Here is a 25,096-nt window from a genome sequence, read left to right on the forward strand (position 1 = left end):
TCCGATAGCCTCGGAAGCGTGACCGAAGAGCCCACGCAGCAGCCGTCCCAGCAGTTCGAGCGGGGCACCGACGGCCCCAAGGTGATCGTCGTCGGGGTCGACGGCTCGGATTCCTCGCTCCGCGCCGCGGCATATGCCGGTGGCCTGGCCCGGCGGCAGCGGGCGTTGCTCGCCGTGGTGTACGTCCAGCCGGTCCTTGCGGCGGGCGCGGCCCTCGGGGCCCCGGTCGCGGAGACCACCGACGAGATCGCCGAGGGCCTGATCGCCGAGATCCGGGACGCCACGGAGCGCGTGAAGGGCATATTCGACGTGCGCTGGGAGTTCCACACCTTCCGCGGCGACCCGTACAACGGCCTGGTCACGGCCGCCGACGAGCTCAAGGCCGACGCCGTCGTGGTCGGCGCGTCCGAGCAGGCGGGCCACCGCATCGTCGGTTCGGTCGCGGTGCGCCTGGTGAAGGCGGGGCGCTGGCCGGTCACCGTGGTGCCGTAGGGCCGACCGGGGGAACCTCGCCCGTGCGCAGGGGGCGCGCCGACACGTGGCGCGTGGTGTCTTCCGCGCCGGGTGCGCCTGAGCCAGGATGATCCGCCAGCAGCCGACCGCCGCCAGCGAAGAGGTGAGGCTCATGGCCGGACTACGGATGGGGCAGGGCGTCCTGCGGCGCAAGCCCATCGAGCACATCGAGGACACCGAAGCCACCGAGGCGGGTGGCGGGGGCACCCAGCTCACCCGTTCCCTCGGCCTGTGGCAGCTCACGGCGATCGGCGTGGGCGGCATCATCGGCGCCGGGATCTTCACGCTCGCCGGTACCGTCGCGAACGAGAAGGCCGGGCCCGCGGTCCTCATCTCGTTCCTCATCGCGGGCGTCGCCAGCGCCGCCGCGGCGTTCTCCTACGCGGAGTTCGCGGGCCTGATCCCCAAGGCGGGCTCGGCCTACACCTACGGCTACGCGGTGCTCGGCGAGATCACCGGCTGGTTCATCGGCTGGGACCTGCTCCTGGAGTACACGGCGATCGTGGCGGTGGTCGCGATCGGCATCTCCGGGTACTTCAACTTCCTGCTGGGCGAGATGGGCGCGGACCTGCCCACCTGGATGCTGGGCGCGCCCGGCACCGGCGACGGCCACAAGGTCGACCTGTTCGCCGCGGTCCTGTGTCTGTTCATCGCGTACATGCTCACCCTCGGGATCAAGAACGCGGCGCGCTTCGAGATGATCGTCGTGGTCCTGAAGGTGCTGGTGGTCCTGCTCGTCATCGGCGTCGGCTTCTTCCACGTCGAGACCGGCAACTACTCGCCGTTCTTCCCGTTCGGCGTCAGCGGCGCGTTCACGGGCGCGGCCACGGTGTTCTTCGCGGTCTTCGGGTACGACGCGATGAGCACGGCCGCCGAGGAGTCCAAGGACGCGCAGCGCCACATGCCGAAGGCCATCCTGTACTCCCTCGCCATCTCGATGGTCCTGTACGTCCTGGCCTGCCTGGTCCTCACGGGCATGCAGGACTACAAGGACATCGACCCCGAGAGCGGCTTCTCCTCGGCGTTCAAGGCGGTGGGCCTGAGCGGACTCGCGGACGTGATCGCGGTGGGCGCGATCATCGGCATCCTCACGGTGATGTTCACCTTCATGCTGGGCTGCACGCGCGTGTGGTTCTCGATGAGCCGCGACGGGCTGCTGCCGAAGTGGTTCGCCAAGACGCACCCGACGCGGCACGTGCCCACGCGCGTGACGTGGATCGTCGGGTTCGCCTCGGCCGTGATCGCCGGTTTCCTGCCGATCGGCGAGGCGGCGGAGCTGACCAACATCGGCATCCTGCTGGCCTTCGTCGTGGTGTGCGTCGCGGTGATCGTGCTGCGCTACAAGCAGCCCGACCTGCCGCGCACGTTCCGCTGCCCGGGGATGCCGGTGGTGCCCGCGATCGGCGTGGTCTTCTCGATCTGGCTCATCACGTTCCTGGAGTGGCAGACCTGGGTCCGCTTCGCGGTGTGGTTCGTGGTGGGCCTGGGGGTGTACTTCGGGTACTCGTACCGCAAGTCGGAGCTCGCGAAGAGCGAGCGGGGCGAGCCGCGGGGGTCCGGTCCGGCCGCGTGAGCGCTGTCAGGGGGTGAGCAGGTCCGCTACGGCACCCGCGAGCCCCCCGACGACGGTGCTCACGAAGTCCATCACCCACTGTCCGAGGTCGGTCGGGACGAGGAGCACGACGAACAGGAGCACCACGCCCGCCATCAGCAGGTCCCCCGACCGGCCGCCGGTCAGCGCGTGGCCGCGCAGGCGCAGCACGATGACGACGGCCAGCAGGAACGCCACGTTGATCGACATGCTCACCCGGCAGGCCTCCCGTCAGGTGTGGCCCCGGCGCGGCGCCGGACGTCCCCCCACCCTTCCTGGATAGCCACCACCGGGCGCCGAGGTGGTGGCTTTACCCGTGATTGACGGGGAAAAGCCACCCCGAGGCCGGAATCGCGGGACGCGTGGTCGAGGCCCGCGCCCCTGCGGCCTCAGGGGGCGGCCCTCACTTCCCCATCACCAGGCCGTCCGCGGCGGCGCCCCGGCTGAGCACGACGCGGCGGATGCGGTCGCGCACGTCCCGTACGTCGGCGCCCCGGTCCAGGGCGGCGTTGAGGTTGACGACGCGTCCGGCTTCCGTGTCGAACCAGTGCGGGACGAACTCGGCCTTCGTCACCTCCCAGCGGCCGCCGGGCGCGGCGGGCGGGGCGAAGGTGAAGCGGCCGATGGTGCCCTGGTTGCCGCGCGGGTCGTGGGCGCCCTCATAGTTGATCATGTCGCCCGCGATCTGGTCACCCATGCCGTAGATCACCCAAGTGCCGTTGACCTTCTGGTACGCCTGCGGGACGTGGGCGTGGGTGCCGAGGATCAGGTCGATGTCGGGGCGGCCCGCCGTGCGCGCCGCTGTGAGTGCGCGGCTCAGGCGCAGTTGCTGGCGGTCGGGCGCGTCCTGCCACTCGGTGCCCCAGTGCAGCGAGACGACGACCACGTCGGCGCCCGCGGTCCGGGCGGCGCGCGCGTCGGCGAGGATGCGGGCGCGGTCGATGAGGTTCACGGACCAGGGCCTGCCCTTGGGCAGCGGGATGTCGTTCGTGCCGTACGTGTAGGACAGCTGGGCGACCTTCGCGCCGCCCGCGCGCAGCCAGGCGGGCGAGCGGCCCTCGGCGGCGGTGCGGCCCGACCCGGCGTGTTTGATCCCGGCCTTGTCGAGCGCCGCGAGGGTGCGGTGGATGCCGGGGGTCCCGGCGTCCAGGGTGTGGTTGGAGGCGGTGGAGCAGGCGTCGTAGCCGGTCGCCTTGAGGCCGGTGGCCACCTGGGGCGGGGACTTGAAGGTGGGGTAGCCGGTGTAGTCGCCGTGCGCGCCGTACACCGTCTCCATGTGACAGATCGCCAGGTCAGCGCGGGAGACGACGGGCCGGGCGCCCGCGAGCATCGGCGCGAAGTCGTAGCCATCGCCGCCCGCGTCCGCCCGGGCCCTGCGGATGATCGAGGAGTGCGGCAGGACGTCGCCGGAGGCGACGAGCGTGAAGGGCCGGGCCCCGCCCGTGCTGCCGCCCGCCGCGGACAGGGCGGGCACGGGCGGGCGACGGGAGGCCCGCCGCCCGTCGTGGTCCGGCGCCGCGGAGGCGCCGCAGGCCGTGGTGACGGCGGCCACCGCGGCCGTGAGGAGGGCCAGGGCCCGGCGGGAGGAGAGCGAGTACGGGGCGGCGGCCCGGGTGCGCTGTGTCATCGGCCTGTCTTCCCTGAGAGAGGAACATATGAGGGAAAATCAGATAAACAGACACAGGATGGGAGGAAGGCTTCGGTCAAGGACCGATGCCGCTCATATCACTGAAACGGACCTCACCACAGAGTGATCTGAGGGGAAAAACACAGAGCTGCCTACCTGCGACGAAACCGCACGCATGGTCAAGGCTCAGTAAAGCGCCTTGCTCAGCACCCCCGTTGGGTAATCGTCTTGGCTCATCCGTGTTCCGGGTTGGGGGGCCAGCAGCCGGTGACGCACACACGGAGCCTCGAAAGCTAGGAAGGCGGAGCGTGATGCTGCACGAGAGCACGGGCGGCACCGGAGGCCCCAGCGGAGACGAGCTGACGGTGCCGATGGCGTGGCTGTACGCCGAGTACATCGCGGACGAACTGCTGCGCACGGGCGACCTGATGCCGCCCACGTCGTTCGAGTACCGGGCGGGGCGCGACGCGCTCGCGCTCACCATCTTCCTGTCGGACACGCGCGGCGAGCTGTCCGGCATCCGCGTGGTCTCGCAGCTGGAGACCTGGCTGTCCCTGACGGCCCACGACACGGCGTGGCAGGAGTGGGTGCGCGAGCGCATGGACGGGGTCACCGCCGACGCGATGGCCGCGCGCGGGCCCGCGCCCGACCTCGTGCTCGCCGAGGCCGCGTGGCGCTGGCTGGAGGAGACCGAACTCCTCGCGCCGGACCTGGACGCGGTACCCGGCGGCGGCCCCGGGCCCGGCGAGGACGACGTGCCGAAGGTGTGGACCCCGGCGTGGCAGCTGGGCCTGCCGCTCGGCCACCTGGCGATCCAGCTGTTCTGACCGCCCGCCGCGGGGACCGGCGGGTGCGTTGAGCGATGCGGTGGCCGATTCCGTACCCAAGGGCAGCACGGAGCACCCCCACCGACAAGGAACGCCATGAGGTCCCTGGAGCGGCACCGCGACGCCGGAGCCTACGCGCTCGGCGTCCTCGACCCCGCGGACGCCTTCCGCTTCGAGGACCACCTCGAGGACTGCCCGCGCTGCCGGGCAGGCGTCGACGACATCGCCCTGCCCGCCCGGCTGCTGCGCGCCCACGGCCGCGTGCTGCCGCCCGTGCCCGGCCCGCTGCTGCTCGACCGCCTCGTCGGTGAGGCCGCACGCTGCCGCCGGGTCCGGCGCAGGCGGTGGCTCGGGGCCCTCGCGGCCGGTCTCGCGCTCGCCGTCGCCGTGCCCGCGGCGGCCGTGCTCACCGCGGACGGCCCCGCTCCGCTGCGCGCCGCGGCCACCGACGCGCGCGGCGAGCTGACCGCCGTGCTCACCGCGCGCGCCGCCGCCGGGGGCACCGCGGTCGACCTGCGGGTGCGGGACACGGCGGAGCGGCGCGTCTGCGCGCTCGTCGCCGTCGGGCGCGACGGCGCCGAGGAGACCGTGACGACGTGGCGGGGCCCGGGGCGGGCCCTGACGACCCACGGCGGTGCGGGGCTCGGCCCCGACCGCATCGAGCACTTCGAGGTACGGGCCGCGGACGGCGCCAGGCTGCTCACCCTGCGCCCCCACTGACGTGGGGCAACCCCGGCACAGGGGACCGGGGTTGCCTCTCCGCCCCCTGCGCCGCGCCGGGCGCGGGCCGCCGCGCGCGGGCTACTTCAGGAACCGCGAGGTGCGGCGGTCGGCCAGGGGCTTGCCGCCCGTCTGGCACGTCGGGCAGTACTGGAGGGACGAGTCCGCGAAGGACACCTCGCGGATGGTGTCGCCGCAGACCGGGCACGGCTCGCCGGTCCGGCCGTGCACGCGAAGGCCCGACTTCTTCTCCGCCTTCAGCCGGGCGGCGGCCAGACCGTGGGCGCGCGCCACGGCCTCGGTGAGGGTGGCGCGCAGGGCGGCGTACAGGCGGCTCGTCTCCTCGGCGGTGAGCCGGTCCGCGTGTTTGAAGGGGGACATGCGGGCCGCGTGCAGGATCTCGTCGCTGTAGGCGTTGCCGATGCCCGCGATCAGGCTCTGGTCGCGCAGCGCGCCCTTGAGCTGCCGCCGCTCGGAGGCCAGGAGGTGCGCGAGGCGGTCCTCGGTGAAGTCGGCGGCCAGCGGGTCGGGGCCCAGGCGGGCGATGCCGGGGAGGGCGGTGGGCGCGTCCGTCACGTACACCGCGAGGCGCTTCTGCGTCCCCGCTTCCGTGAGGTCGAAGCCCGCGCCGGTCTCCAGGGCCACGCGCAGCGCGAGCGGGCCCCTGCCCGGCCGGGGCGCGCCGCTCGGCAGCGGGTCCTGCCAGCGCAGCCAGCCCGCCCGCGCCAGGTGCGTGACGAGCCACAGCCCGTCCGCGTCGACGGCCAGGAACTTGCCGTGGCGGGCCACCCCGGTGACGGTCCGGCCCTCGAGCGCCGTCACCGGGGGGTCGTACGTCTTCAGGACGCTCACCGCGACGGGCAGCACGCGGACGATCTCGTGGCCGGTCAGCTCGCCGCCGAGGAACTCCCGCAGCGCCTCGACCTCCGGCAGTTCCGGCATCGCTCACCTCTCGTCACGCCGCGGGCCCCTCCCGGCATCCTCACGCCGGGGGGCGCGCGCCGCATCCGCGGGCCGGTCCCGCTCTCCCCCGGCGAGGGCGCACCGTCCCGGCGCGGTGCGGCTTGTCGGGGTTGCGCATCCGCGGCGTGTCTCGATGGGCGGTCAGGCCGCGCCTCGCGCCGGGACGACGAACTCGCACCACACGCACTTGCCGCTCCCCCGCGAGTCCACGCCCCACACGTCCGCGAGCCGGTCCACGAGCAGCAGGCCGCGCCCGGAGACGCCGTCGTCGGAGGCCTCGCGCAGGCGCGGCAGGGCGCTGGAGGAGTCCTCGACGTCGACGCGCAGGCGCCGGTCGGCGCCGCTGACGACGCGCAGGGTGACGACGGCGGGCCCGTCGGTGTGCATCAGAGCGTTGGTGATCAGCTCGTCGGCGGCGAGTTCGATCTCGTCGGCCCGGCCCCGCGCGCCCCAGGCGCGGACGGCCGCGCGGATCATGTGCCGGGCCTCGGCGAGGCCTTCGGGGTCGCCGGGCGCGACGTGCTGCTGGAGCCGTCCGCCGGAGCGCGGCGCGTCCACCGCGACGCGGCGCAGCAGGAGCAGGGCCGTGTCGTCGTCGCCCCGGCCGTCGTCGACGCTGCCGCACAGCAGGTCGGCTAGGCGCTCCAGGTCGCGCGGGCCGGTGCTGACGAGCTCGGCCAGGGCCCGGGTGCCGTCGTCGAGGTCGGCGCCGGGCTCCTCGACGAGGCCGTCGGTGTAGAGCAACAGGGTCTGGCCCGGGTCGAGTTCGAGGGTCGTGACGGGGTAGTCGAGCCGCCCGAACTCGGCGGAGAGGCCGAGCGGCAGGCCGCCGTCGACGGGCACCCGGCGGCAGGTGCCGTCGGTGAGCTGGAGCAGCGGGTCGATGTGCCCGGCGCGCACCAGCTGGACCACGCCGGTGGACAGGTCGGCCTCGACGTACAGACAGGTGGCGAAGCGGTCGGTGTCCAGCTCGTGCAGGAAGCCGGAGGCGCGGGCCACGACGGTGGCCGGGGTGTGGCCCTCGGCGGCGTACGCGCGCAGCACGATGCGCAGTTGGCCCATGACGGCGGCGGCGTGCGTGTCGTGGCCCTGGACGTCTCCGATGACGGCGCCGACGCGGCCGCCGGGCAGCGGGATGACGTCGTACCAGTCGCCGCCGACGTCGCGGCCGAGCGCCGCGCTGCGATAGCGCACGGCGATGTCGGCGCCGGGCACGCCGGGGATGGTGCGCGGCAGCATGGCCTGCTGGAGGCCCTGCGCGAGGTCCTTCTCCTGTTCGTAGAACATGGCTCGTTGCAGGCTCTGCGCGATGCTGCTGCCGAGCGCCACGATGACGTTGCGCTCCTCGTCGGTGAAGCCGGTCCTGTCCTGGTAGAGCAGGCCGAGCGCGCCGATGGGCCGGGCCTGCGCGATCAGCGGCAGATAGGCGGCGGCCGTGATGCCCAGGTGCTCGATGTGCGGCCACAGGATCGGGTACGAGGACGCGAAGTCGGCGGGCGACTCGATGAAGCGCGGGGAGAGCGTGCGCACGGTCTCGCTCATCGGGTACGGCTCGTCGACCCGGGTGACGCGCGTGCCGGGCACGTAACTGCCGGACGGGCCCTCGGCGACGAGGCGGATCCGCCCGGACTCGACGAGGCCCATGACGATGTTCGACGCGCCGAGGTTGGCCAGGCCGTGCCGGTCCTTGAGGACGTCGATGACGTCGGCGACGGTCCGGGCGTGGGCGAGGGCCGCCGTGGTGTTCCGCACGATGCTCGTACGGCGGCGCCGGTCCGCCTCGGCCTCGACGCGTTCGCGGTGGGCCGTCCGCTCGCTGAGCTCGCGGGTGGCGTCGCGCACGATGCCGACGATGCGCAGCGGGCGGCCGGTGGCGTCGCGCAGGATGTGGCCCTGGGTGTGGGTCCAGCTGAGGGTGCCGTCGCGGCGGCGGACGCGGAAGTACGCGCCGTAGTTGAGGCTGCCGTCCTTCATGGCCTGGGAGACCTGGCTGTCGAGGCGGTGGGCCTCGACGGGCGGGACCCGCCCGCCGAGGCTCTCGGGCCGGTTGTCGAATTCCTCGGGGCGCAGGTCGAACAGGGCGAGGGCCTCCTCGTCCAGGAACAGGAGCCTGCTGTCCAGGTCCCAGTCGAAGCTGCCCATGCCGAGTCCGGGCCCGTACCTGGCGAGGAAACAGCGGGTGGCGGCGGATGCGGAGCCGTCGCAGCAGCGCCGCATGGCCGCCTCGACACCTCCCGTGCCCGCGTCCATGGGCCAACGCTAGGCGCCCGCGGGGACGGCCGCATGTGCACGGCGTCGTCCCTGCTGGTGGCGGTCGTCGCGGGTCATCCGGCGAAGGCGTCGGGGCCGGTGTCCTGGCCGGGCGGCACCACGTCGGTGTCGTCGGGCGGCGAGGGGGTGTCCGGCTCCAGGAGGGGGTCGGTGGGCGAGGGGCAGCCGGGCGGGAGCGGGGACGGGACGGCGTCCTCGGGGGTGCGGGTGCCGGGCGTGGGGCAGTCCGTGGACGTGGTGTCCTCCCCGGGGGTGGTGCCTTCGTCGGTGCCGTCGGGTTCCACGCTGCCGTCCGAGCCGGTGGGGTCGGGCTCCTCGCTGCTCTCGTCGGGCGTGGTCGCGTCGGGCGAGGTCTCCTCCGGTGTCGTCCCGTCGGGAGAGGTCGGGTCCGTGGGGCCGGTGGGGGTCGGGTCCGGGGGCGGTACGGGGCGGTCGTCGCCGCCGTCCTCGTCGCCGGTCCGCCGCTCGATCCAGGTGTTGTTGACGATGTTGATGATCGTGATGTGGGTGATCGGGCGGGGCGCCGGGGTCACGATGATCACCTGGGTGGGCCGGTAGCCGCTCCAGGGCTCGCCGCTGTGGCGCGGGGCCTGGCGGAAGGCGACGGGCGGCTTCAGCGGGTTGCCGCAGGCGCAGCGCACCCGGGGCAGGCCCCGGTCGTCGACGAGGACGGCGGTGCCCGCCTGGAGCACGGCCTGGAAGCTGTTGGCGTGCCCGTCGCGGTAGCCGTGGTTGGTGATCCGGGTGTCGGCGCGCAGCACGACCGGCGTGAGGCCGCGCAGATACGCGGGGATGCCGGTCCGCGCGATGCCCGACGCCTCGGCGAAGGCGGCGGCCTTGGCCCGGTCCGCGGTGAGGAAGTCGATCTGCCTGCCGACGTCGCAGCTGCCGAGCCGGTGCGTGCCGCCGTACAGACCGGGGGTGCCGCCCGCGAGGGAGCGCAGGCCCTGGTCGGTGGGCGAGGCGGAGCCGGTGGGCGAGGGCTGCGGCGAACGGGTGACGGGCGGGGGGCTCGCGGCGGCCCTCGCGGTGGACGCGGTGAAGGGGTCGGGCCCCTGGGCGGCGACGGGCTGGAGGAACAGCTCGCGCCCGCTCTCGGCGGTGTCCTTGGTGGTGGTCTCGCCGTCGCCGCCGGAGCAGCCTGAGGCCGCCAGGACCACGGCTGTCGCGAAGGTCGTCGCGTACGTGCGGAGCGTCGCGCCCACGGGTGTCTCCCGCCTGTCGCCGGGCAGATTGCCCCCTATTGTCTGGACGGGGCCCGGACGACCCGCAAGCGGAGCGGGCCCCGGGGGCGGGGCGGGGCAGCAGCGCGGGGCGGGACCCCGGACAGGCCCCCTGCGCGCGTTCCGGGCAGGGCCCGCACGACAGGGCGGGCGAGCGGCGGGGCCGGGGCCCACCGCTCGCCCGGCACGTGCCCGGACGGCGCGGAGCCCGGGGCGGGCCAGGCATCCAGGCTGAGCGGGGCCCGAGCCGGGCGGGGAGCGCGGGCTGGGAGCGCGGGCTGGGGCGGGCGCCCCGCGGGCCCCGCCCCCCCCTGCTGCCGCTCCCGCTCACCGCTCAAGGGCACCGGCCCCGGTCACTGGTCCCTGCGGTGCACCCCCGCCACCGTGATCAGCACCGCCGCCGCGGTCCAGGCCGCGTACACCGTCCACGCGCCGCCCGTCGACCACGGGAACGGGGTCTCGAAGGTGCGCGGCTGCGTCAGGCGCTGCCAGGCCTCCAGCGGCATCATGTGCGACACCAGCGCGGACCAGTACCGGTCGGAGGTGAAGACCACGGGCAGGATGAGGAGCGTGACGACGCTCAGGACGATCGTCGTGCCCATGTGCCGCACCAGCGTGCCGATCGCCATGCCCGTGAGCGCCCCCACGGGCAGCAGCAGCGCCGAGGCCGTGATGACGCGCAGGGCGCCGGGGTGGCCGAAGGGGACGCCGAGGCCGTGGCCGGAGAGGATCGCCTGGGTGGTGGCGAAGGACGTCACCGCGATCAGCGCGCCGAGCACGGTCATGACCGCGGCGAGGACGGCCGCCTTGGCCGCCATCACGGACCGGCGCGCAGGGACGGCCGCGAACGTCGTGCGGATGAGCCCGGTGCCGTACTCACCGGTCACGGTGATGGCGCCGACGGCTCCGGCCGCGAGCACGAGGATCGTGGCGGCGTTGCCGGTGAAGGCCTCCTGGAGCGCGATGCCGTCCTGGACGAAGTCGGCCCGGCTCCGCGCGTCGCGAGCCGTCCAGTAGCGGTAGGTGTCGTAGGCCGTACCGGCGTTGAAGCCCACGACGGCGAGGAAGACGACCGCGTACGTCCACGGGGTGGAGCGCAGTGACCACAGCTTGAGCCACTCGGCGGCGAGCAGGTCACGGAAGCGGGCACGGGGCTCGGCGGGCGCCTCGGCGGCGGCGTCACGGGACAGGGTCAGGTGCGCGGTCATCGGGTCTCTCCGGTGGGGGCGAGGGGGGCGCCGGTACGGGGTGGGGCTTCGCCGGTGCCAGGCGGGGCTTCGCCGGTGCGGGCCGAGGTGTCACCGGTGCCGGTGAGGGCGCCAGCGCCGGGCACCGGGGCGCCGGAGCTGCTCAAGGCGTCGCCAGTGCGAGCCGGGGCGCCGGTGCGGGCCGCGGCTTCGCGGGTGGGGGCGGAGGCTTTGCCGGAGGCGGTGTCGGGGTCGGGGTCGGGCAGGGGGTGGCCGGGGCCGGGCGAGGCGTCGACGGGGCCGGGTGAGGTGTCGGCGGTGCGGAATTCCGCGCTGGCCGCGGTGAGTTCCATGAAGGCGTCCTCCAAGGAGGCCTGGCGGGCCACCAGTTCGTGCAGCGGCAGGCCGTGGCGGCAGGCCAGGTCGCCGACCCGGCCCGCGTCCAGGCCGGTGACGGTCAGGCGCGGACCGTCCCGCCGCACCGCCGCGCCCTCGGCGGCCAGCACCGCCGCGAGGTCGGCCGCGCGGGGCGTGCGCACCCGCACGCCCGCCCCGGTGCCGCGGGCCGCGAACCGCTCCAGGCTCTCGGCCGCGATGAGCCGCCCGCGGCCGATGACGACGAGGTCGTCGGCGGTGTGCTCCATCTCGGACATCAGATGGCTGGAGACGAAGACGGTGCGCCCCTCGTCGGCCAGGCGCCGGAACAGGCCGCGCACCCACAGCACGCCCTCCGGGTCGAGGCCGTTGAGCGGCTCGTCGAACAGCAGCACCGGCGGGTCGCCGAGCAGCGCGGCGGCGATGCCCACGCGCTGCTTCATGCCGAGCGAGAAGCCGCCGATGCGGCGCCGGGCCGCCCCGGCGAGGCCGACGTCGGAGAGGACCTCGTCCACGCGGCGGCGCGGAATGCGGTTGGAGCGGGCGAGGACCGCCAGGTGCGCGGCGGCGGTACGGCCGCCGTGCACGTCCCCCGCGTCGAGCAGCGCGCCCACGTGCCGCAGGCCCCGCGGGCGGTCGCGGAAGGCGCGGCCGCCGACGGTGACGGAGCCCGACGTCGGGTCGTTCAGGCCGAGGATCATCCGCAGGGTGGTGGACTTGCCCGCCCCGTTCGGCCCGAGGAACCCGGTGACGCGGCCGGGGCGCACGCTGAAGGTCAGGTCGTCGACGGCCGTGGTGGGGCCGTACCGCTTCGTCAGCTCCATGACTTCGATCATGGGGACAACGGTGCCGCCGACGGGGCCCGTCCGGCATCGGACCGGGGCTGACACTTGGCGGGGCCCGGGTGTCGACCGTGGGTGTACACCTCTGGTCCGATGCCCGTTGTCGATCATCTGGTTACGATGCCGGGCATGTCCGCGACATCGGCTCCGCCCCTGCTCAAGCGCCGTTCCCCGGCCACCTGGATGGCGCTCGCCTGGTGTGCGGGCTCGGCGCTCACCTTCCTCTTCCGGTTCCGCCTTCCCGGCGAGTCACAGCCGTCCGTCTGGCCGGGCGTGCTGCTCTTCCGGTGGGACGGCCTGGTGACCCTCGCGCTCGCCACCGCCGTCACCCTGTGGGGCTGCGCCCGCGTCGAACGCCGACCGCTGCGGGGCCTGACGCTGCTGCTCGCCGGTTCCGCCCTGGGGGCGATGCCGCTGAGCGTGGGCGAGATCCCGCTCCTTCAGTTCCTCGCGGTCGACGTCGCCCTGTACTTCGTCGCCGCGTTCCGGCCGCGCGGGACCGGGCTCGTGGCCCTGGCCATGGCGCTCGGCACGCTCGCCGCCTATCTCGGCGTACGGCTCCTGAGCGGCTGGGTCGTCGGTACCTCCGCCGAGCTGACCGTCGCGCTCACCGCCGTCATCGCCTGGCTGCTCGGCCGGGCCACGCACGAGTCCCGCGCGCACGCCGAGCAGGTGCGCGCCCAGGCGGCCGCGCAGGCGGTCACCGCCGAACGGCTGCGGATCGCGCGCGAACTGCACGACATGGTCGCGCACACCATCGGCATCGTCGCCCTCCAGGCCGGTGCCGCCCGGCGCGTCATCGACACCAGGCCCGAGCTCGCCCGCGACGCCCTCGGCGCGGTGGAGACCGCGAGCCGCGACACGCTGTCGGGCCTGCGCCGGATGCTCGGCGCGCTGCGGCGGGCCGAGCCGGGCGGGGCCGCCGACGCGGCGCCGCTCGACCCGAGCCCGGGCCTCGCGGACGTCAACCGGCTCGCCGCCCGGACGACGGCCGCCGGGGTCCGCGTCGACGTGCGCTGGCTGGGGCCGCCCCGGCCGCTGCCGCCGGAGGTCGACGTGTCGGCGTACCGGATCATCCAGGAGGCGGTCACCAACGTGGTGCGGCACGCGGGCACCGCGTCCTGCCGGGTGACCGTGGAGCGGCACAGCAAGGAGCTGCGGATCGAAGTGGTGGACGAGGGCAAGGGCACCGGCGGCGCGGACGGCCAGGGCTCCGGCTACGGGCTGCTCGGCATGCGGGAGCGGGTGAGCCTGCTGCACGGCGACTTCTCCGCGCGGCCCTGCCCCGGCGGCGGCTTCCGGGTCGCGGCGCGCCTTCCGGTCCCGGCGGGTGCGCGATGACGGTCCGCGTCCTGCTCGTCGACGACCAGCCCCTGGTGCGCACGGCCCTCAGCATGGTCATCGCCGAGGCCGAAGGGCTTGATGTCGTGGGCGAGGCCGGGGACGGCGCCGAGGCCGTCCGGCTCGCCGCGGACCTCGCGCCCGACGTCGTGGTGATGGACATCCGCATGCCCGGCGTGGACGGCATCGAGGCCACCGGCCGGATCACCGCGGCCCCGGGCGCCACCAGGGTCGTCGTCCTGACGACGTTCGACGACGACGAGTACGTGTACGGGGCGCTGCGCGCCGGGGCGTCGGGGTTCCTGGTCAAGGACATGGCGCTCGACGACATCCTGGGCGCGGTGCGGGTCGTCGCGGCCGGGGACGGCCTGATCGCGCCGAGCGTCACCGGCCGCCTCATCAAGGAGTTCGCGGTCCGCCCGCGGGCCGCGGCCACCCCGGCCCGGGAGGTCACCGGCATCACCGAGCGGGAGCGCGAGGTGCTCACGCTCGTCGGCGGCGGCCTGTCCAACACCGAGATAGCCGAGCGCCTGTGCATCAGCGTGGCCACGGCGAAGACGTACGTGACCCGGCTGCTCGCCAAGCTGGGCGCGCGCGACCGGGTGCAGCTGGTGATCATCGCGTACGAGGCGGGGCTCGTGACGCCCTAGGCCGCGGGGGCCGACGGGACCGGTGGCTCACTCAGCGTCACAATGGTGGGGTGGAGTGGTTCACGGCGGACGAGTACTGGCTGAGCCGTCTGGTCTTCCAGCGGGCGCTCGCCGCGGTCTACCTCGTCGCCTTCCTCGGCGCGGCGCTGCAGTTCCGCGCCCTCATCGGCGAGCGCGGGATGCTGCCGGTGCCCCGGTACGTCGCGCGGGTGCCGTTCCGGGCCGCGCCGAGCCTGTTCCAGCTGCACTACTCGGACCGGTTCTTCGCGGGCTGCGCCTGGGCGGGCTGCGCGGTCTCCGCGGCGCTCCTCGCGGGCGTGGACGGACGGCTGCCGCTCGGGGCCGCGATGGCGCTCTGGCTGCTGCCGTGGGTCCTGTACCAGTCCGTCGTGAACGTGGGGCAGACCTGGTACGCCTTCGGCTGGGAGTCGCTGCTCCTCGAAGTCGGCTTCCTCGCCGTGTTCCTGGCGGGGGACGACGTCGGGCCGCCGGTCCTCGTCCTGTTCCTGCTGCGCTGGGTCCTGTTCCGCGTCGAGTTCGGGGCGGGCCTGATCAAGATGCGCGGGGACGCCTGCTGGCGCAGGCTCACCTGTCTGTACTTCCACCACGAGACCCAGCCGATGCCGGGGCCGCTGAGCTGGTTCTTCCACCAGCTGCCGCGCCCGCTGCACCGCGCGGAGGCCGCGGCCAACCACGTCACCCAACTCGTCGTCCCCTTCCTCCTGTTCACCCCGCAGCCGGTGGCGACGGGCGCGGCCTGTCTGATGGCCGTCACCCAGCTGTGGCTGGTGCTCTCCGGCAACTTCTCCTGGCTGAACTGGCTGACGATCGCGCTCGCCCTGTCCGCCGTCGGCTTCCGCCTCTTCCTCGGCGACGCGGCGGACCCGCCCACGCACCTCGCCGCTCCCCCGCTCTGGTACGAGGTCCTCGTCATCGCCGTCGCTCTCGCGCTGCTCGCCCTGAGCCACCGCCCGGCGCGCAACATGCTGTCGCGGCGGCAGGTCATGAACACCTCCTTCGACCCGCTGCACCTGGTCAACGCCTACGGCGCGTTCGGCAGCGTCAGCCGGGTGCGCCAGGAAGTGGTCGTCGAGGGCACGGCGGACGAGGTGCCCCGGCACGACTCCGCATGGCGGGAGTACGCGTTCAAGGGCAAGCCGGGCGACCCGCGCCGCTGGCCGCGCCAGTTCGCCCCCTACCACCTGCGGCTCGACTGGCTGATGTGGTTCGCCGGGCTCTCCCCCGCGTACGCGCGCTCCTGGTTCGGGCCGCTGGTGGAGCGGCTCCTGGAGGGCGACCGCGACACCCTGCGGCTGCTGCGTCGCTGCCCCTTCCCCGACCGGCCGCCGCGGTACGTGCGGGCGCGGCTCTACCGCTACCGCTACACCACCTGGCGCGAGCTGCGCGCGACGGGCGCGTGCTGGCAGCGCACGTACGTACGGGAGTTCCTGCCGCCGACCCGGCTCGACACGGTCCGGGGCCGGGAGCGCGGATAGTACTCCGGCATGCCCGTTCTGTCGCATGTCTTGGACACGCTCGGCGCCCGGCCCTACCGTTCCTCCCCAGGGGACGGGCTCGTGCCAGGGGGTGGGGCGGGCGCTCTGGGGGGGAACGATGGACTATTCGTCCGTCCTGCGGTTCCGCTGGAACTGCGAGGACTGCGGCGCGTCGGCGGACGACGAGACGTACATGGCCGTCGACGCCGACGCGCGGCCGGATCTGGTCGAGCAGGTCATCGCCGGAGAGGTCCCGGCGGTCACGTGCCCGGCCTGCGCGAGAAGGACCCGCCGCGGCGTTCCGCTGCTCGTGTACGGCAGCCGTTCCGTGCCGCAGCTGTTCTTCTTCTGTCCGCCCAACTCCTCGGCCAGGGCCGACGAGGCGAACCGGAAGACCTATGTGGACGCCCTCCTGGACCGGCTCGGCCCGGTCAGCGCCGAGGAGGCGGAGGAGTTCGGCAGCGTCTGCCTGCCCTTCGAGGCGGCGTCCGTCTTCCTGCGCTCCTACGTGTCGGACGACCTCCCGGCCGAGGAGTCGGGCTCGTTCCTCGCCAAGTCCGGGGACGGGCCGCCACCGGCGCGAGTGCTTGAGATCCTCGAGCGGATCGCCGCGAGGTGGCCGCCCGGCCTCGGCCGGTCCGTCACCCACGGGCCGCTCGTCGACGAGCTCGTGCGCCTGGCCGAGCAGGGCCTTGACCTGCTCGGCGACGGCGACGCCCACCCCGGCCTGCGGGCCACCCTCCGGATGTGCCTGGGCCAGGCCCTGTGCGCCATGCACCGCGACGGCGACATGATCGACGTCGAACGCGGCATCGGTCTGCTGCTCCGCGCGGCCCGCGCCCTCACCGCCGACGAGGACGCCACGGCCCGGGCCGTCGCCCACCTCGAAGTGGGGCGCGCTTATGGCCGACGGGCCATCGGCGACTTCCGCGCCAACCAGGAGTACGCGATGCGCCATCTGCGCACGGCCCTGGAGGCGGTGACGCCGGAGACGTCCGCGGAGACGTGGGCGCGGGCCCGCACCGAACTGGCGATCGTGCTCATCGAGCGGGGCACCCAGTCGGGCCCCGAGGAGATCGAGGAGGCCATCGGCCTCCTGAGGCCGGTCGTCGAACGGCTCGACCCCACCGCAGACAAGTACCTGTGGTGCGACGCCCAGAGCCTCCTCGCGGGGGCGTACAACGTACGACAGCAGGGCGACCCGGCCGTGAACCAGGAGCAGGTGATCCGCCTCTACGAACGGCTCAACGAGGTCGAGTCGGAGGAGACCGACCCCGAGCAGTGGGCCAACACCCAGGCCAGGCTCGCGGTCTCGCTGTGCAAGCGGACCCGCGGGGACCGACGGGACAACCACCTCCGGGCCCGCGAGCACGCGCTGCGCGCGCTGCGGATCTACGAACGCGTCGGGGACCGCACCGAGGCGTCCAGCACGCGCGACAAGCTCGCCCTCATCGCCCACGCCCTCGGCGAGTACGACGAGGAGGTGCGGCTGCACCGGGCCGCCCTCGCGGACCGCCCCCAGGACACCACGCCACAGCTGTGGGCCCGCTCCACGATCAAGCTCGGCTTCGCCCTGCTCCGGCAGGCGCAGCGGGGCGCGGCCGACGATCCGGTGACCACGGCCCGGCAGGGCCTGCGCCATGTGCGGGAGGCCGTCGACGCCTACGAGGGTCTGCCGACCCGGGTGGAACTCGCCCTCGCGCACGGCCAGGTGGCGGACGCCGCCCGGCGCTGCCGGGCCCTCGACCCGGCCCGGGAGACCGAGCTGCGGGCCCTCGAACTGGCGGCCCTGGAGGCGGCCGTGGACCGGGCGCACGACCGCCCCGAGGTGCTGCGCGAGGTGGCGACGGGCCTCGGGAACGCCCTCGCCGAGCGGGCCGACTGGCCCCGGGCGAGCACCGCGTACGGGCAGGCCGTGGCGGCCGACGACGAGCTGTTCCGGTCCTGCCTGGTGAGCGCGTCGCGGGAGCGGCACCTCCGGTCGGCGGGCGATCTGCACCAGCGGGCCGGGTACGCGCTCGCCCGTGCGGGGCGGCTCCAGGACGCGGTGCTGTGCCTGGAGCGGGGCCGCACGCGCACCTTCCATCTGGCGCTGTCACCGGACCGGGCCCAGCTCAAGGAGGTGTCCGGGACGGACCCGGAGGCGCACGCCGCGTACGTACGGGCCGCCGAGGCCGTCCAAGCCCTCGAATCGCGCAACCGCGAGCTGGGCAGGCCGCGTTCCGCCGCGGGCGACGGACGGCGGGTCGAGGCCGCCGAGTACGAGGTCGGCGAGCTCCTCGGGGAGGCCCGGGCCGCGCTGGCGGCCGCCGTCGCGCGGATCCAGGAACTGCCGGGCATGGAGACCTTCCTCCGGCACACGACGTGGGCCGACGTCCACGCCGCGGCCCGCCCCGGGGAGCCGCTGTGCTACGTCGCCTGCGCCCCGGCCGGGAGCGTGTCGCTGGTCGTCCGGCACGGGAGCGACGCCGGGCCCGGCCTCGACGCCGCGTGGTCACCGCTCACCACCGAGGAGGCCACCGGGCTGGCCCAAGGGGTCGCCCGGGCCGCGCGCGCCGACGGGCGTGGGCTGCGGCCCCTGCTGGCCCGGCTCGGCAGCCGTCTGGTCGCGCCGCTCGCCGCCGCCCTCGGCCCCTCGGCGGGTGCGACCGTGGTGGCCTGCGGGCCCCTGGCCCACCTTCCGCTGCACGCCGCGACGCTGCCCGCGACCGGCGAACCGCTGCTCGCCACGCACTGGGTGGCCTACGCCCCGTCGGTGCGGCTGCTGCGCGCGGCCCGGCGGCGGGCCGGGGCCGCGCCGTCCGTCCCGGTCCTCGTCGCGGCGTCCGACTCCGGCGCGGACAGCGGCCTCCTGGCCGCGCAGGAGGCGGCGGCGCTCACCCGCCTCTTCGCCGCCGTCGGCGAGGGCCACCACGTGACCCGGGACCTGCTGACCGGCCTGGCCCGCGCCACCCATGTGCACCTGGCCTGCCACGGCGCCTACGACCCCGGCGATCCGCTGGCCTCCGGGCTCGACCTGGACGGCGGCCGCGTCACCCTGGCCGATCTGCTGGACGCCCGGCCCCGGCCGCTGGAGCGCGCCCGGCTCGTGACGCTGTCCGCCTGCGAGACGGGGCTGGTCGACGCCCGGCTGCCGGACGAGGCGATCGGCCTGCCCACGGGCATCATGCTCGCGGGCGGAGCCGGGGTCGTCTGCACGCAGTGGGAGGCCCGCGACAGCGCGGCCGTCCTGTTGATGCTCGCCTGCTACCGGCGGCTCCTCGGGCTCGACGCCGAGCCGGGCCCCGGCACGGCGCCGCCGCCCACGCCCGCGCGGGCCCTGCGGGCGGCCCAGCTGTGGCTGCGGTCCGCGCCCCTGTCCGCGCTGCTCGCCCTGGACTGGCTTCCCGACGGGGTCCGGCGCCGCCTGACGTGCGACGGCGTGCCCGAACAGCCCTTCGCGCACCCCTACTTGTGGGCGCCCTTCGCGCTGGTGGGCACGTGAAGCCGCCCCCGCCCGCCCGGGACTTCGCGGAGCTCGAGCGGATGCCCGCGTACGCGCGGATCGCGCACCTCCAGCTCGTCGAGCTGCCCCAGTTCCGGCGCACCACCGCCCCCGACACCCTGGGCTATCTGCTCGGCTGCCTCTGTCTGGCCTACGCGGACGAGGAGCGCTACGACGAGGCGATCAGCACCGGAGAGCGGGCCCTGCGGATCGCCACCGAGCACGCCGCGGCCGACGACGCCCTCCTCGGCCATGTGCGCCTCAACCTGGGCGTGGCCCTCAGCAGGTCCGGCGACCTCGCGCGAGGGCTCGCCTCGTACCTGGAGAGCTGGACGCACTACCGCCGGGCCGACGCGCGCGAGACGCTGGTCAAGGCCGGGAGCAACGCCCTGCTCGCCCTGGAGTCCGGGCAGCCCACGGGCGAGCGCGAGCTGGCCTTCCTCCAGGACTGCCGCTCCGTCTTCGCCGCGGCGGGCCTGCGCCCGCAGACGGCACGCGCCTGCCTGCTGCTCGGCGCGGCCCTCCTCGCCCGGGGGCGCGCGGCGGACGCCGTCGGCGTACTGGACCACGTCCTGGTGCTCACCGAGTCGATGGGCGGGGCACGGGCGACACGGCGCGAGGCCGTGCGGCTCCTTCAGGAGGCGGACGGCTCGCTCGCCGGTCTGCCGGGCGCACCGGCCCTCGGCCCCGGCGTGCTGTCCCAGGTGTGCGCCCTCGTCGTCGACGGTCTTGAGAGCCTGTGCCGTGACCGGCTCGACCGCGCGGCGACCTGCTTCTCACGCGCGCTGCTCCTCCTGGAGCGGCGCACTCGGGAGCCGCAGCGCATGCTCGCCGCCTTCCTCCTGCTGGTGCTCGCCCGCCTCGCCCGGGCCCGCGACGACGAGGCGGCCGCGGCCGAACTGCTCGGCAGAGCCCGGCAGGAGCTGACGGGGGTCGGCCGCGCGCAGGGCGAGTGGGTGACGCTGCACGCGCACCTCGGCGACCTGGACGAGCTGCGGAAACTCGCGCAAGGTGTGGCCTGGGAGGCCCGACAGGGCGGCACGTCCGGTGGCGGGGGCGGCAGGCGCGGCCGCCGGACACGGCGGAAGGCGCGTGAATGACCCCGGGCACGGCCCAGCAGCTGGCGATCGTGGTGCTCCTCGTGCTGCCCGGGACCACGTACCTCTTCGCGAGGGAGGGGTTCCTCGGCATCCGGGAGGCCGAGCAGGAGAGCGGCAACCGGATCCTGCGCGCCCTCGGCGTGAGCGTGCTGCTCGACACGGTGTACCTGATGGCCGCCGGGCCGCAGCTCGTCCGGCTGCTGCGGGGCGGCGGGAGGACGGCCCTCGCCGGTGTGGCGGACCGTCCGCGCGCGTTCGGCCTGTGTCTGCTGCTGCTCGCCGTCGCCGTGCCCGCCCTGCTCGCCTGGGGGGAGGCCCGCTGGACGCGGCGGCGGCGCGCGGCCCTGCACGAGCGCACCCCCACGGCGTGGGACGCCCTGTTCCAGGACCGGGGGGCGTGTTTCGTCCGGGTGCGGCTCAAGGGCGGCGGCTGGGCGGGAGGCTGGTACGGCACGCGCTCGCGCGCCTCCGCCTACCCCCAGCCCGGCGACCTCTTCCTGGAATCCCAGTACCGCATGGAGGCCGACGGCGCGTTCGGGCCGCGGCTGCCCGGCACCGGCGGCGTGTACGTACGAGCGAGTGACCTGGACCTCGTGGAGATCTACGAACCACGGCGCCGGACCCGAGGAGACAGCGATGCCCCGTCCTGACGTTCCCTCCCGCGACGCGGACGGCGCGTCCGCCGAGCCGGACGCACCCGACGGCCTGGAGGGCCCCGACGAACTCGACGACCTGGGGGTCTGGGCGGGGCCGCCGCGCGGCTGTCACCGCCCCAAGGCCGAGGACTGCCCCGAGGAGGAAGCCCTGCCGCCCGAGGGCCCGGCCGGGGTCACCCCGGCGGTCCCGGCGGAGCCGCAGGACCCGGAGAGTTGAGGCCTCCCGTGTGATCCCGGCCCGGCTCCGGCAGGCCGTACACGCGCCGGGCCGTGCCCGCGAACACCCGCGCGCGCTCGGCGGCGCTCAGGTCCGCCGTCACCGCCCGGGCAGCGGCGACGACGTGGCCGTACGAGGCGGCGAGCCCGCACACCGGCCAGTCCGAGCCGAACATCAGGCGCCCGGGCCCGAAGGCCTCCAGGGCGGTGTCCGCGTAGGGCCTGAGGTCGGCCACGGTCCAGGCCGTCCAGTCGGCCTCGGTCACCAGGCCGGACAGCTTGCACACGGTGTTCGGCCCGGCCGCGAGGGCGCGCAGCCACGACGCCCAGGGTTCGAGGGCGCCCGAGGCCACGGGCGGTTTGCCCAGGTGGTCGAGGACGAAGGTGAGGTGGGGCAGGCGCGCGGCCGCCTCGGCACACCCCGGCAGCTGGTCCGGGCGCACCACGAGGTCGTACGCGAGCCCCGCGTCCGCCACGGCGGCGAGGCCGCGCAGCGTGTCCGCGCGCAGCAGCCACTGGGGGTCGGGTTCGCTCTGCACCTGGTGGCGGATGCCCACCAGGTGGCGTCCGCCGGGGAGTTCGCGGAGCGCGGCGAGGGTGTCGGCGACGCCGGGGCTGGTGAGGTCGGTCCAGCCGACCACCCCGGCGACCAGGTCGCTGTCCGCCGCGAGGGCCAGGAGCTCCGGGGTCTCCTCGGGCACGGTGACGGTCTGCACGAGGACGGTGGCGGTGACGCCGTGCGCGCGGGCGTGCGGCGCGAGGTCGGCGAGCGTGAAGTCACGCCGCAGCGGGGCAAGGGCGGGCCCGGTGATCCAGTCCTGGTCGCGCACGGCGAGGTCCCACACGTGGTGATGGGCGTCAACGACCGCCTGCGGAGCGGTGGTTGGCCCTTCGGTCCGGCTCGTCACGGCACCTCCTCCCCCGGTACGGGCACGTGCGGCGGCAGCAGGCCCTCGGCCCGTGCCTGGGCCCAGAAGGCGGCGGGCACGTCCACGGCGAACTGCGCCACGGCGTCGCGGACCTGGTCCGGGTCGTGGACGCCGACGAGCACGCTCGTCACGGCCGGGTGCCCGAACGGGAAGGCCAGCGCCGCGGCGCGCAGCCCGACGCCGTGCCGGGCGGCGACCCGCCGCAGCCGCCGGGCGCGGTCGAGCAGCGCGGGCGGCGCCTGCGCGTAGTCGAAGCGGGCCCCGTCCCGGGGGTCAGCCAGGAGGCCGGAGTTGAAGACGCCGCCGATGACGACGGACACGCCGCGCGCGTGCGCGGCGGGCAGCAGCGCGGGCAGCGCCGTGTGGTCGAGGAGGGTGTAGCGGCCCGCGCACAGCACGGCGTCGACGTCCGTGTCGCGGACGAAGCGCGTGAGCATCCCGGCCTGGTTCATGCCCGCGCCGATCGCGCCGACGACGCCTTCGGCGCGCAGCCGCTCCAGGGCCGGATAGCCCTCGCAGAAGGCCTGCTCGCCGTGGTCGTCGGGGTCGTGGAGGTAGACGACGTCCACGCGGTCGAGGCCGAGCCGGGTCAGGCTCGACTCCAGGGAGCGGCGCACCCCGTCCGCGCTGAAGTCCCAGCGGCGGCGGTGCGTGGCGGGCACGGCGAAGCCGCCGTCGGCCAGGTCGTCGCCGCGGACGGGCCCGGTGACCGGCTCCAGGAGCCGCCCCACCTTGGTGGAGAGCGTGTACGCGTCCCGGGGGCGGCCGCGCAGGGCCGCGCCGAGCCGCCGTTCGGACAGGCCGAGGCCGTAGTGCGGGGCCGTGTCGAAGGAGCGCAGGCCCGCGTCCCAGGCCGCCTCCAGGGCGCGGGCCGCGGTCTCGTCGGCGACCGGGGCGTAGAGGTTGCCGAGGCCCGCGCCGCCGAGGGACAGCTCGCCGACAGCGACCGGGCCGCGGCCCAGGCGCCGGGTGCGTATGCCGTTCACCGGGGGGTCACCGGCCTGAGCCGCAGGCCCTGCATCCCCCCGTCGACGGCGAGCGCCGTGCCGGTGGTGGCGCCGGACAGGGGGCTCGCCAGGTAGGCGATGGCCGCCGCTACTTCCTCGGCGCGCACCAGGCGGCCGGTGGGCTGGCGCGCGGCCAGGGCGGCGCGCTCGGCGGCCGGGTCGGGGGCGGCGTCGAGCAGCCGGGCGACCCACGGGGTGTCCACGGTGCCGGGGTTGACGCAGTTCACCCGGATGCCCTCGCGGACGTGGTCGGCGGCCATGGCGAGCGTGAGGGAGAGCACGGCGCCCTTGGACGCCGAGTACAGGGCGCGCTGCGGCAGTCCCGCGGTCGCGGCGATGGAGCAGGTGTTGACGATCGCCGCGTGCGCGGAGCGGCGCAGGTGCGGCAGGGCGGCGCGGGTCACGCGGACCAGGCCGACGACGTTGACGTCGAGGACGGCGTGCCACCGCGCGTCGTCGTGGTCGGCCACGGTGCCCTGCGCGCCGATGCCCGCGTTGTTGACGAGGACGTCCAGGCCGCCGAGGTCGGCGGCGGCCGCCGCGACCGCGGCCCGTACCGCCGTGTCGTCGGTGACGTCGGCGGTGTACGCGCGCAGCGGCTCGGGCACGCCGCCGGGGTCCCGGTCGAGCACGGCGACGCGGGCGCCGCGCGCGGCGAGGAGGTCGGCGGTGGCCCGGCCGATGCCGGAGGCGCCCCCGGTGACCAGGGCGCGCATTCCCTCGAAGTCCGTCATGCGGCTGCTCCCTTCCGGCGGGCGCGGTCGGCGGCCCAGAACGCCCCGTCGGGGTAGGTGAAGCGGGCGATGGACTCGGCGCGCATCGTCGCCGAGAAGCCGGGGGCGGTGGGCGCGGCGTAGTGCCCGGCGCGTACCTCGACCGGGTCGGTGAAGTGCTCGTGGAGGTGGTCGACGTACTCGATGACGCGGTCCTGCGTGGTGCCGGACAGGGCCACGTAGTCGAACATCGACAGGTGCTGGACGAGTTCGCACAGGCCGACGCCGCCCGCGTGCGGGCACACCGGCACGCCGAAGCGGGCGGCGAGCAGCAGGATGGCGAGGTTCTCGTTGACGCCGCCGACGCGGGCCGCGTCGATCTGGAGGACGTCGACGGCGCCCGCCTGGAGCAGCTGCTTGAACACGATGCGGTTCTGCACGTGTTCGCCGGTGGCCACCTTCACGGGGGCGACGGCGTCGCGGATCGCGGCGTGCGCGAGAACGTCGTCGGGGCTGGTGGGCTCCTCCACCCAGTACGGGTCGAACTCGGCGAGGGCCCGGGTCCAGCGCACCGCCTCGTCGCGGTTCCAGCGCTGGTTGGCGTCGATGGCGAGGCGGACGCCGGGGCCGATGGCGGCGCGGGCGGCGCGGCAGCGGCGGACGTCGTCGGCGAGGTCGGCGCCGACCTTGAGCTTGATCTGGGTGAAGCCGTCGGCGACGGCCTGGCGGGCGAGCCGGGTGAGCTTCTCGTCGCTGTAGCCGAGCCAGCCGGGCGAGGTGGTGTAGCCGGGGTAGCCGTGCTCGCGCAGCCGGGCCTCGCGCCGCCGCGCGCCGCCGCGGCCCGCGCGCAGCAGCGCCAGGGCGTCCTCGGGCGTGAGCGCGTCGGCGATGTAGCGGAAGTCGACCTGGGAGACGAGCCAGGCCGGGTCCGCGTCGGCGAGCAGCTTCCACAGCGGCTGGGCGGCGCGCTTGGCGGCCAGGTCCCAGACGGCGTTGACGACGGCGCCGATGGCCATGTGCATCACGCCCTTCTCGGGGCCGAGCCAGCGCAGTTGGCTGTCCCCGACCAGGTCGCGGTGGAGGGTGCCCGGGTCGGCGCACAGCGGGTCCAGGGGGCGCCCGACGACGTGGGCGCGCAGCGCGGCGATGGCGGCGACCTGGACGTCGTTGCCGCGCCCGATGGTGAAGGTGAAGCCGTGTCCTTCGTGGCCGTCCTCGGCGTCGGTGCGCAGGACGACGTAGGCGGCCGAGTAGTCGGGGTCGGGGTTCATCGCGTCGGACCCGTCGAGCTCCCGCGAGGTGGGGAACCGTATGTCGTACGTGTCGACCGCCGTGACGCGGCGGGGAGTCGGGGACACAGAAGGC

At 75.1% G+C, this 25,096-nt stretch carries 21 protein-coding genes and 1 pseudogene; 11 read left to right on the forward strand and 11 right to left on the reverse strand.

Annotation, left to right across the window (positions count from 1 at the left end):
• The first annotated feature begins 18 nt into the window (after positions 1-18).
• On the forward strand, positions 19-492 hold the full coding sequence (locus ACIG3E_RS31945) for a universal stress protein (protein WP_172381415.1): 474 nt from the start codon (positions 19-21) through the stop codon (positions 490-492).
• 133 nt (positions 493-625) lie between these two features.
• Entirely contained in the window at positions 626-2,086 is a 1,461-nt protein-coding gene (locus ACIG3E_RS31950; RefSeq protein WP_399623048.1) for an amino acid permease, read from the forward strand.
• Between the two features lie 6 nt (positions 2,087-2,092).
• Here ACIG3E_RS31950 and ACIG3E_RS31955 read toward each other — a convergent pair whose 3' ends face one another.
• Positions 2,093-2,320 (reverse strand): hypothetical protein, encoded by a 228-nt coding sequence (locus ACIG3E_RS31955; RefSeq protein WP_399623049.1) that lies wholly within the window; start codon positions 2,318-2,320, stop codon positions 2,093-2,095.
• 187 nt (positions 2,321-2,507) lie between these two features.
• On the reverse strand, positions 2,508-3,731 hold the full coding sequence (locus ACIG3E_RS31960; RefSeq protein WP_399623050.1) for a CapA family protein: 1,224 nt from the start codon (positions 3,729-3,731) through the stop codon (positions 2,508-2,510).
• A gap of 311 nt (positions 3,732-4,042) precedes the next feature.
• Between ACIG3E_RS31960 and ACIG3E_RS31965 the strand changes: the two genes are divergently transcribed.
• Entirely contained in the window at positions 4,043-4,558 is a 516-nt protein-coding gene (locus ACIG3E_RS31965) for a hypothetical protein (protein ID WP_242727050.1), read from the forward strand.
• A 96-nt stretch (positions 4,559-4,654) separates the two neighbouring features.
• Positions 4,655-5,278, forward strand: coding sequence for a zf-HC2 domain-containing protein (locus tag ACIG3E_RS31970; protein WP_399623051.1), 624 nt, complete (start codon positions 4,655-4,657; stop codon positions 5,276-5,278).
• Between the two features lie 81 nt (positions 5,279-5,359).
• On the opposite strand, the gene ACIG3E_RS31975 is transcribed toward ACIG3E_RS31970, so the two are convergent.
• The 5 genes and pseudogenes from ACIG3E_RS31975 to ACIG3E_RS31995 all read right to left on the reverse strand — a co-directional run.
• Positions 5,360-6,220, reverse strand: coding sequence for an Fpg/Nei family DNA glycosylase (locus tag ACIG3E_RS31975; protein ID WP_399623052.1), 861 nt, complete (start codon positions 6,218-6,220; stop codon positions 5,360-5,362).
• A 162-nt stretch (positions 6,221-6,382) separates the two neighbouring features.
• The gene (locus tag ACIG3E_RS31980; protein ID WP_399623053.1) at positions 6,383-8,491 is read right to left on the reverse strand and encodes a SpoIIE family protein phosphatase; all 2,109 of its coding nucleotides are present in this window, start codon (positions 8,489-8,491) and stop codon (positions 6,383-6,385) included.
• 74 nt (positions 8,492-8,565) lie between these two features.
• Complete coding sequence (locus ACIG3E_RS31985; RefSeq protein WP_399623054.1) at positions 8,566-9,717, reverse strand: DUF6777 domain-containing protein; 1,152 nt, start codon at positions 9,715-9,717, stop codon at positions 8,566-8,568.
• A gap of 371 nt (positions 9,718-10,088) precedes the next feature.
• A complete protein-coding gene (locus tag ACIG3E_RS31990) occupies positions 10,089-10,943 on the reverse strand; it encodes an ABC transporter permease (RefSeq protein WP_399623055.1) in 855 nt (284 codons plus the stop codon).
• A 290-nt stretch (positions 10,944-11,233) separates the two neighbouring features.
• Positions 11,234-12,133: pseudogene (locus tag ACIG3E_RS31995) on the reverse strand (ABC transporter ATP-binding protein); the annotation flags it as partial.
• 135 nt (positions 12,134-12,268) lie between these two features.
• On the opposite strand from ACIG3E_RS31995, the gene ACIG3E_RS32000 reads away from it, so the two are divergent.
• The 7 genes from ACIG3E_RS32000 (at position 12,269) to ACIG3E_RS32030 (ending at position 21,083) form a co-directional block, all read left to right on the forward strand.
• Positions 12,269-13,480: a sensor histidine kinase gene (locus ACIG3E_RS32000; protein WP_399623056.1), complete on the forward strand. Its 1,212-nt coding sequence runs from the start codon at positions 12,269-12,271 to the stop codon at positions 13,478-13,480.
• Complete coding sequence (locus tag ACIG3E_RS32005) at positions 13,477-14,130, forward strand: response regulator (protein WP_399623057.1); 654 nt, start codon at positions 13,477-13,479, stop codon at positions 14,128-14,130. Before ACIG3E_RS32000 ends, ACIG3E_RS32005 begins: the two co-directional genes overlap by 4 nt.
• 50 nt (positions 14,131-14,180) lie before the next feature.
• The gene (locus ACIG3E_RS32010; RefSeq protein WP_399623058.1) at positions 14,181-15,626 is read left to right on the forward strand and encodes a lipase maturation factor family protein; all 1,446 of its coding nucleotides are present in this window, start codon (positions 14,181-14,183) and stop codon (positions 15,624-15,626) included.
• Between the two features lie 118 nt (positions 15,627-15,744).
• The gene (locus ACIG3E_RS32015; RefSeq protein WP_399623059.1) at positions 15,745-19,110 is read left to right on the forward strand and encodes a CHAT domain-containing protein; all 3,366 of its coding nucleotides are present in this window, start codon (positions 15,745-15,747) and stop codon (positions 19,108-19,110) included.
• The gene (locus tag ACIG3E_RS32020) at positions 19,107-20,210 is read left to right on the forward strand and encodes a hypothetical protein (RefSeq protein ID WP_399623060.1); all 1,104 of its coding nucleotides are present in this window, start codon (positions 19,107-19,109) and stop codon (positions 20,208-20,210) included. The genes ACIG3E_RS32015 and ACIG3E_RS32020 overlap by 4 nt, the downstream gene beginning before the upstream one ends.
• Positions 20,207-20,860, forward strand: coding sequence for a DUF6338 family protein (locus tag ACIG3E_RS32025; protein WP_399623061.1), 654 nt, complete (start codon positions 20,207-20,209; stop codon positions 20,858-20,860). Before ACIG3E_RS32020 ends, ACIG3E_RS32025 begins: the two co-directional genes overlap by 4 nt.
• A complete protein-coding gene (locus ACIG3E_RS32030) occupies positions 20,847-21,083 on the forward strand; it encodes a hypothetical protein (RefSeq protein ID WP_399623062.1) in 237 nt (78 codons plus the stop codon). The genes ACIG3E_RS32025 and ACIG3E_RS32030 overlap by 14 nt, the downstream gene beginning before the upstream one ends.
• Here ACIG3E_RS32030 and ACIG3E_RS32035 read toward each other — a convergent pair.
• From ACIG3E_RS32035 to ACIG3E_RS32050, 4 genes are read right to left on the reverse strand one after another with little or no spacing between them, the layout of a single operon-like run.
• Positions 21,040-21,990 carry an amidohydrolase family protein gene (locus tag ACIG3E_RS32035; protein WP_399623063.1) on the reverse strand — a complete coding sequence of 317 codons (951 nt, stop codon included), beginning with the start codon at positions 21,988-21,990 and terminating at the stop codon, positions 21,040-21,042. The genes ACIG3E_RS32030 and ACIG3E_RS32035 overlap by 44 nt on opposite strands.
• Complete coding sequence (locus ACIG3E_RS32040) at positions 21,987-22,997, reverse strand: aldo/keto reductase (protein ID WP_399623064.1); 1,011 nt, start codon at positions 22,995-22,997, stop codon at positions 21,987-21,989. The genes ACIG3E_RS32035 and ACIG3E_RS32040 overlap by 4 nt, the downstream gene beginning before the upstream one ends.
• Entirely contained in the window at positions 22,994-23,752 is a 759-nt protein-coding gene (locus ACIG3E_RS32045; RefSeq protein ID WP_399623065.1) for an SDR family NAD(P)-dependent oxidoreductase, read from the reverse strand. Before ACIG3E_RS32045 ends, ACIG3E_RS32040 begins: the two co-directional genes overlap by 4 nt.
• On the reverse strand, positions 23,749-25,089 hold the full coding sequence (locus ACIG3E_RS32050; protein ID WP_399623066.1) for an enolase C-terminal domain-like protein: 1,341 nt from the start codon (positions 25,087-25,089) through the stop codon (positions 23,749-23,751). The genes ACIG3E_RS32045 and ACIG3E_RS32050 overlap by 4 nt, the downstream gene beginning before the upstream one ends.
• Between the last annotated feature and the right edge of the window lie 7 nt (positions 25,090-25,096).

The organism is Streptomyces sp. NPDC053474 (genome assembly GCF_044544845.1).
Lineage (GTDB): Bacteria > Actinomycetota > Actinomycetes > Streptomycetales > Streptomycetaceae > Streptomyces.

Bases quoted from the DNA above. Each gene is read 5' to 3' on its own strand.
- ACIG3E_RS31950 (WP_399623048.1), top strand. From the start codon at position 626: ATGGCCGGACTACGGATGGGGCAGGGCGTCCTGCGGCGCAAGCCCATC.
- ACIG3E_RS31960 (WP_399623050.1), bottom strand. From the start codon at position 3,731: ATGACACAGCGCACCCGGGCCGCCGCCCCGTACTCGCTCTCCTCCCGC.
- ACIG3E_RS31965 (WP_242727050.1), top strand. From the start codon at position 4,043: ATGCTGCACGAGAGCACGGGCGGCACCGGAGGCCCCAGCGGAGACGAG.
- ACIG3E_RS31970 (WP_399623051.1), top strand. From the start codon at position 4,655: ATGAGGTCCCTGGAGCGGCACCGCGACGCCGGAGCCTACGCGCTCGGC.
- ACIG3E_RS31975 (WP_399623052.1), bottom strand. From the start codon at position 6,220: ATGCCGGAACTGCCGGAGGTCGAGGCGCTGCGGGAGTTCCTCGGCGGC.
- ACIG3E_RS31980 (WP_399623053.1), bottom strand. From the start codon at position 8,491: ATGGACGCGGGCACGGGAGGTGTCGAGGCGGCCATGCGGCGCTGCTGC.
- ACIG3E_RS31990 (WP_399623055.1), bottom strand. From the start codon at position 10,943: ATGACCGCGCACCTGACCCTGTCCCGTGACGCCGCCGCCGAGGCGCCC.
- ACIG3E_RS32000 (WP_399623056.1), top strand. From the start codon at position 12,269: ATGTCCGCGACATCGGCTCCGCCCCTGCTCAAGCGCCGTTCCCCGGCC.
- ACIG3E_RS32005 (WP_399623057.1), top strand. From the start codon at position 13,477: ATGACGGTCCGCGTCCTGCTCGTCGACGACCAGCCCCTGGTGCGCACG.
- ACIG3E_RS32015 (WP_399623059.1), top strand. From the start codon at position 15,745: ATGGACTATTCGTCCGTCCTGCGGTTCCGCTGGAACTGCGAGGACTGC.
- ACIG3E_RS32025 (WP_399623061.1), top strand. From the start codon at position 20,207: ATGACCCCGGGCACGGCCCAGCAGCTGGCGATCGTGGTGCTCCTCGTG.
- ACIG3E_RS32030 (WP_399623062.1), top strand. From the start codon at position 20,847: ATGCCCCGTCCTGACGTTCCCTCCCGCGACGCGGACGGCGCGTCCGCC.
- ACIG3E_RS32045 (WP_399623065.1), bottom strand. From the start codon at position 23,752: ATGACGGACTTCGAGGGAATGCGCGCCCTGGTCACCGGGGGCGCCTCC.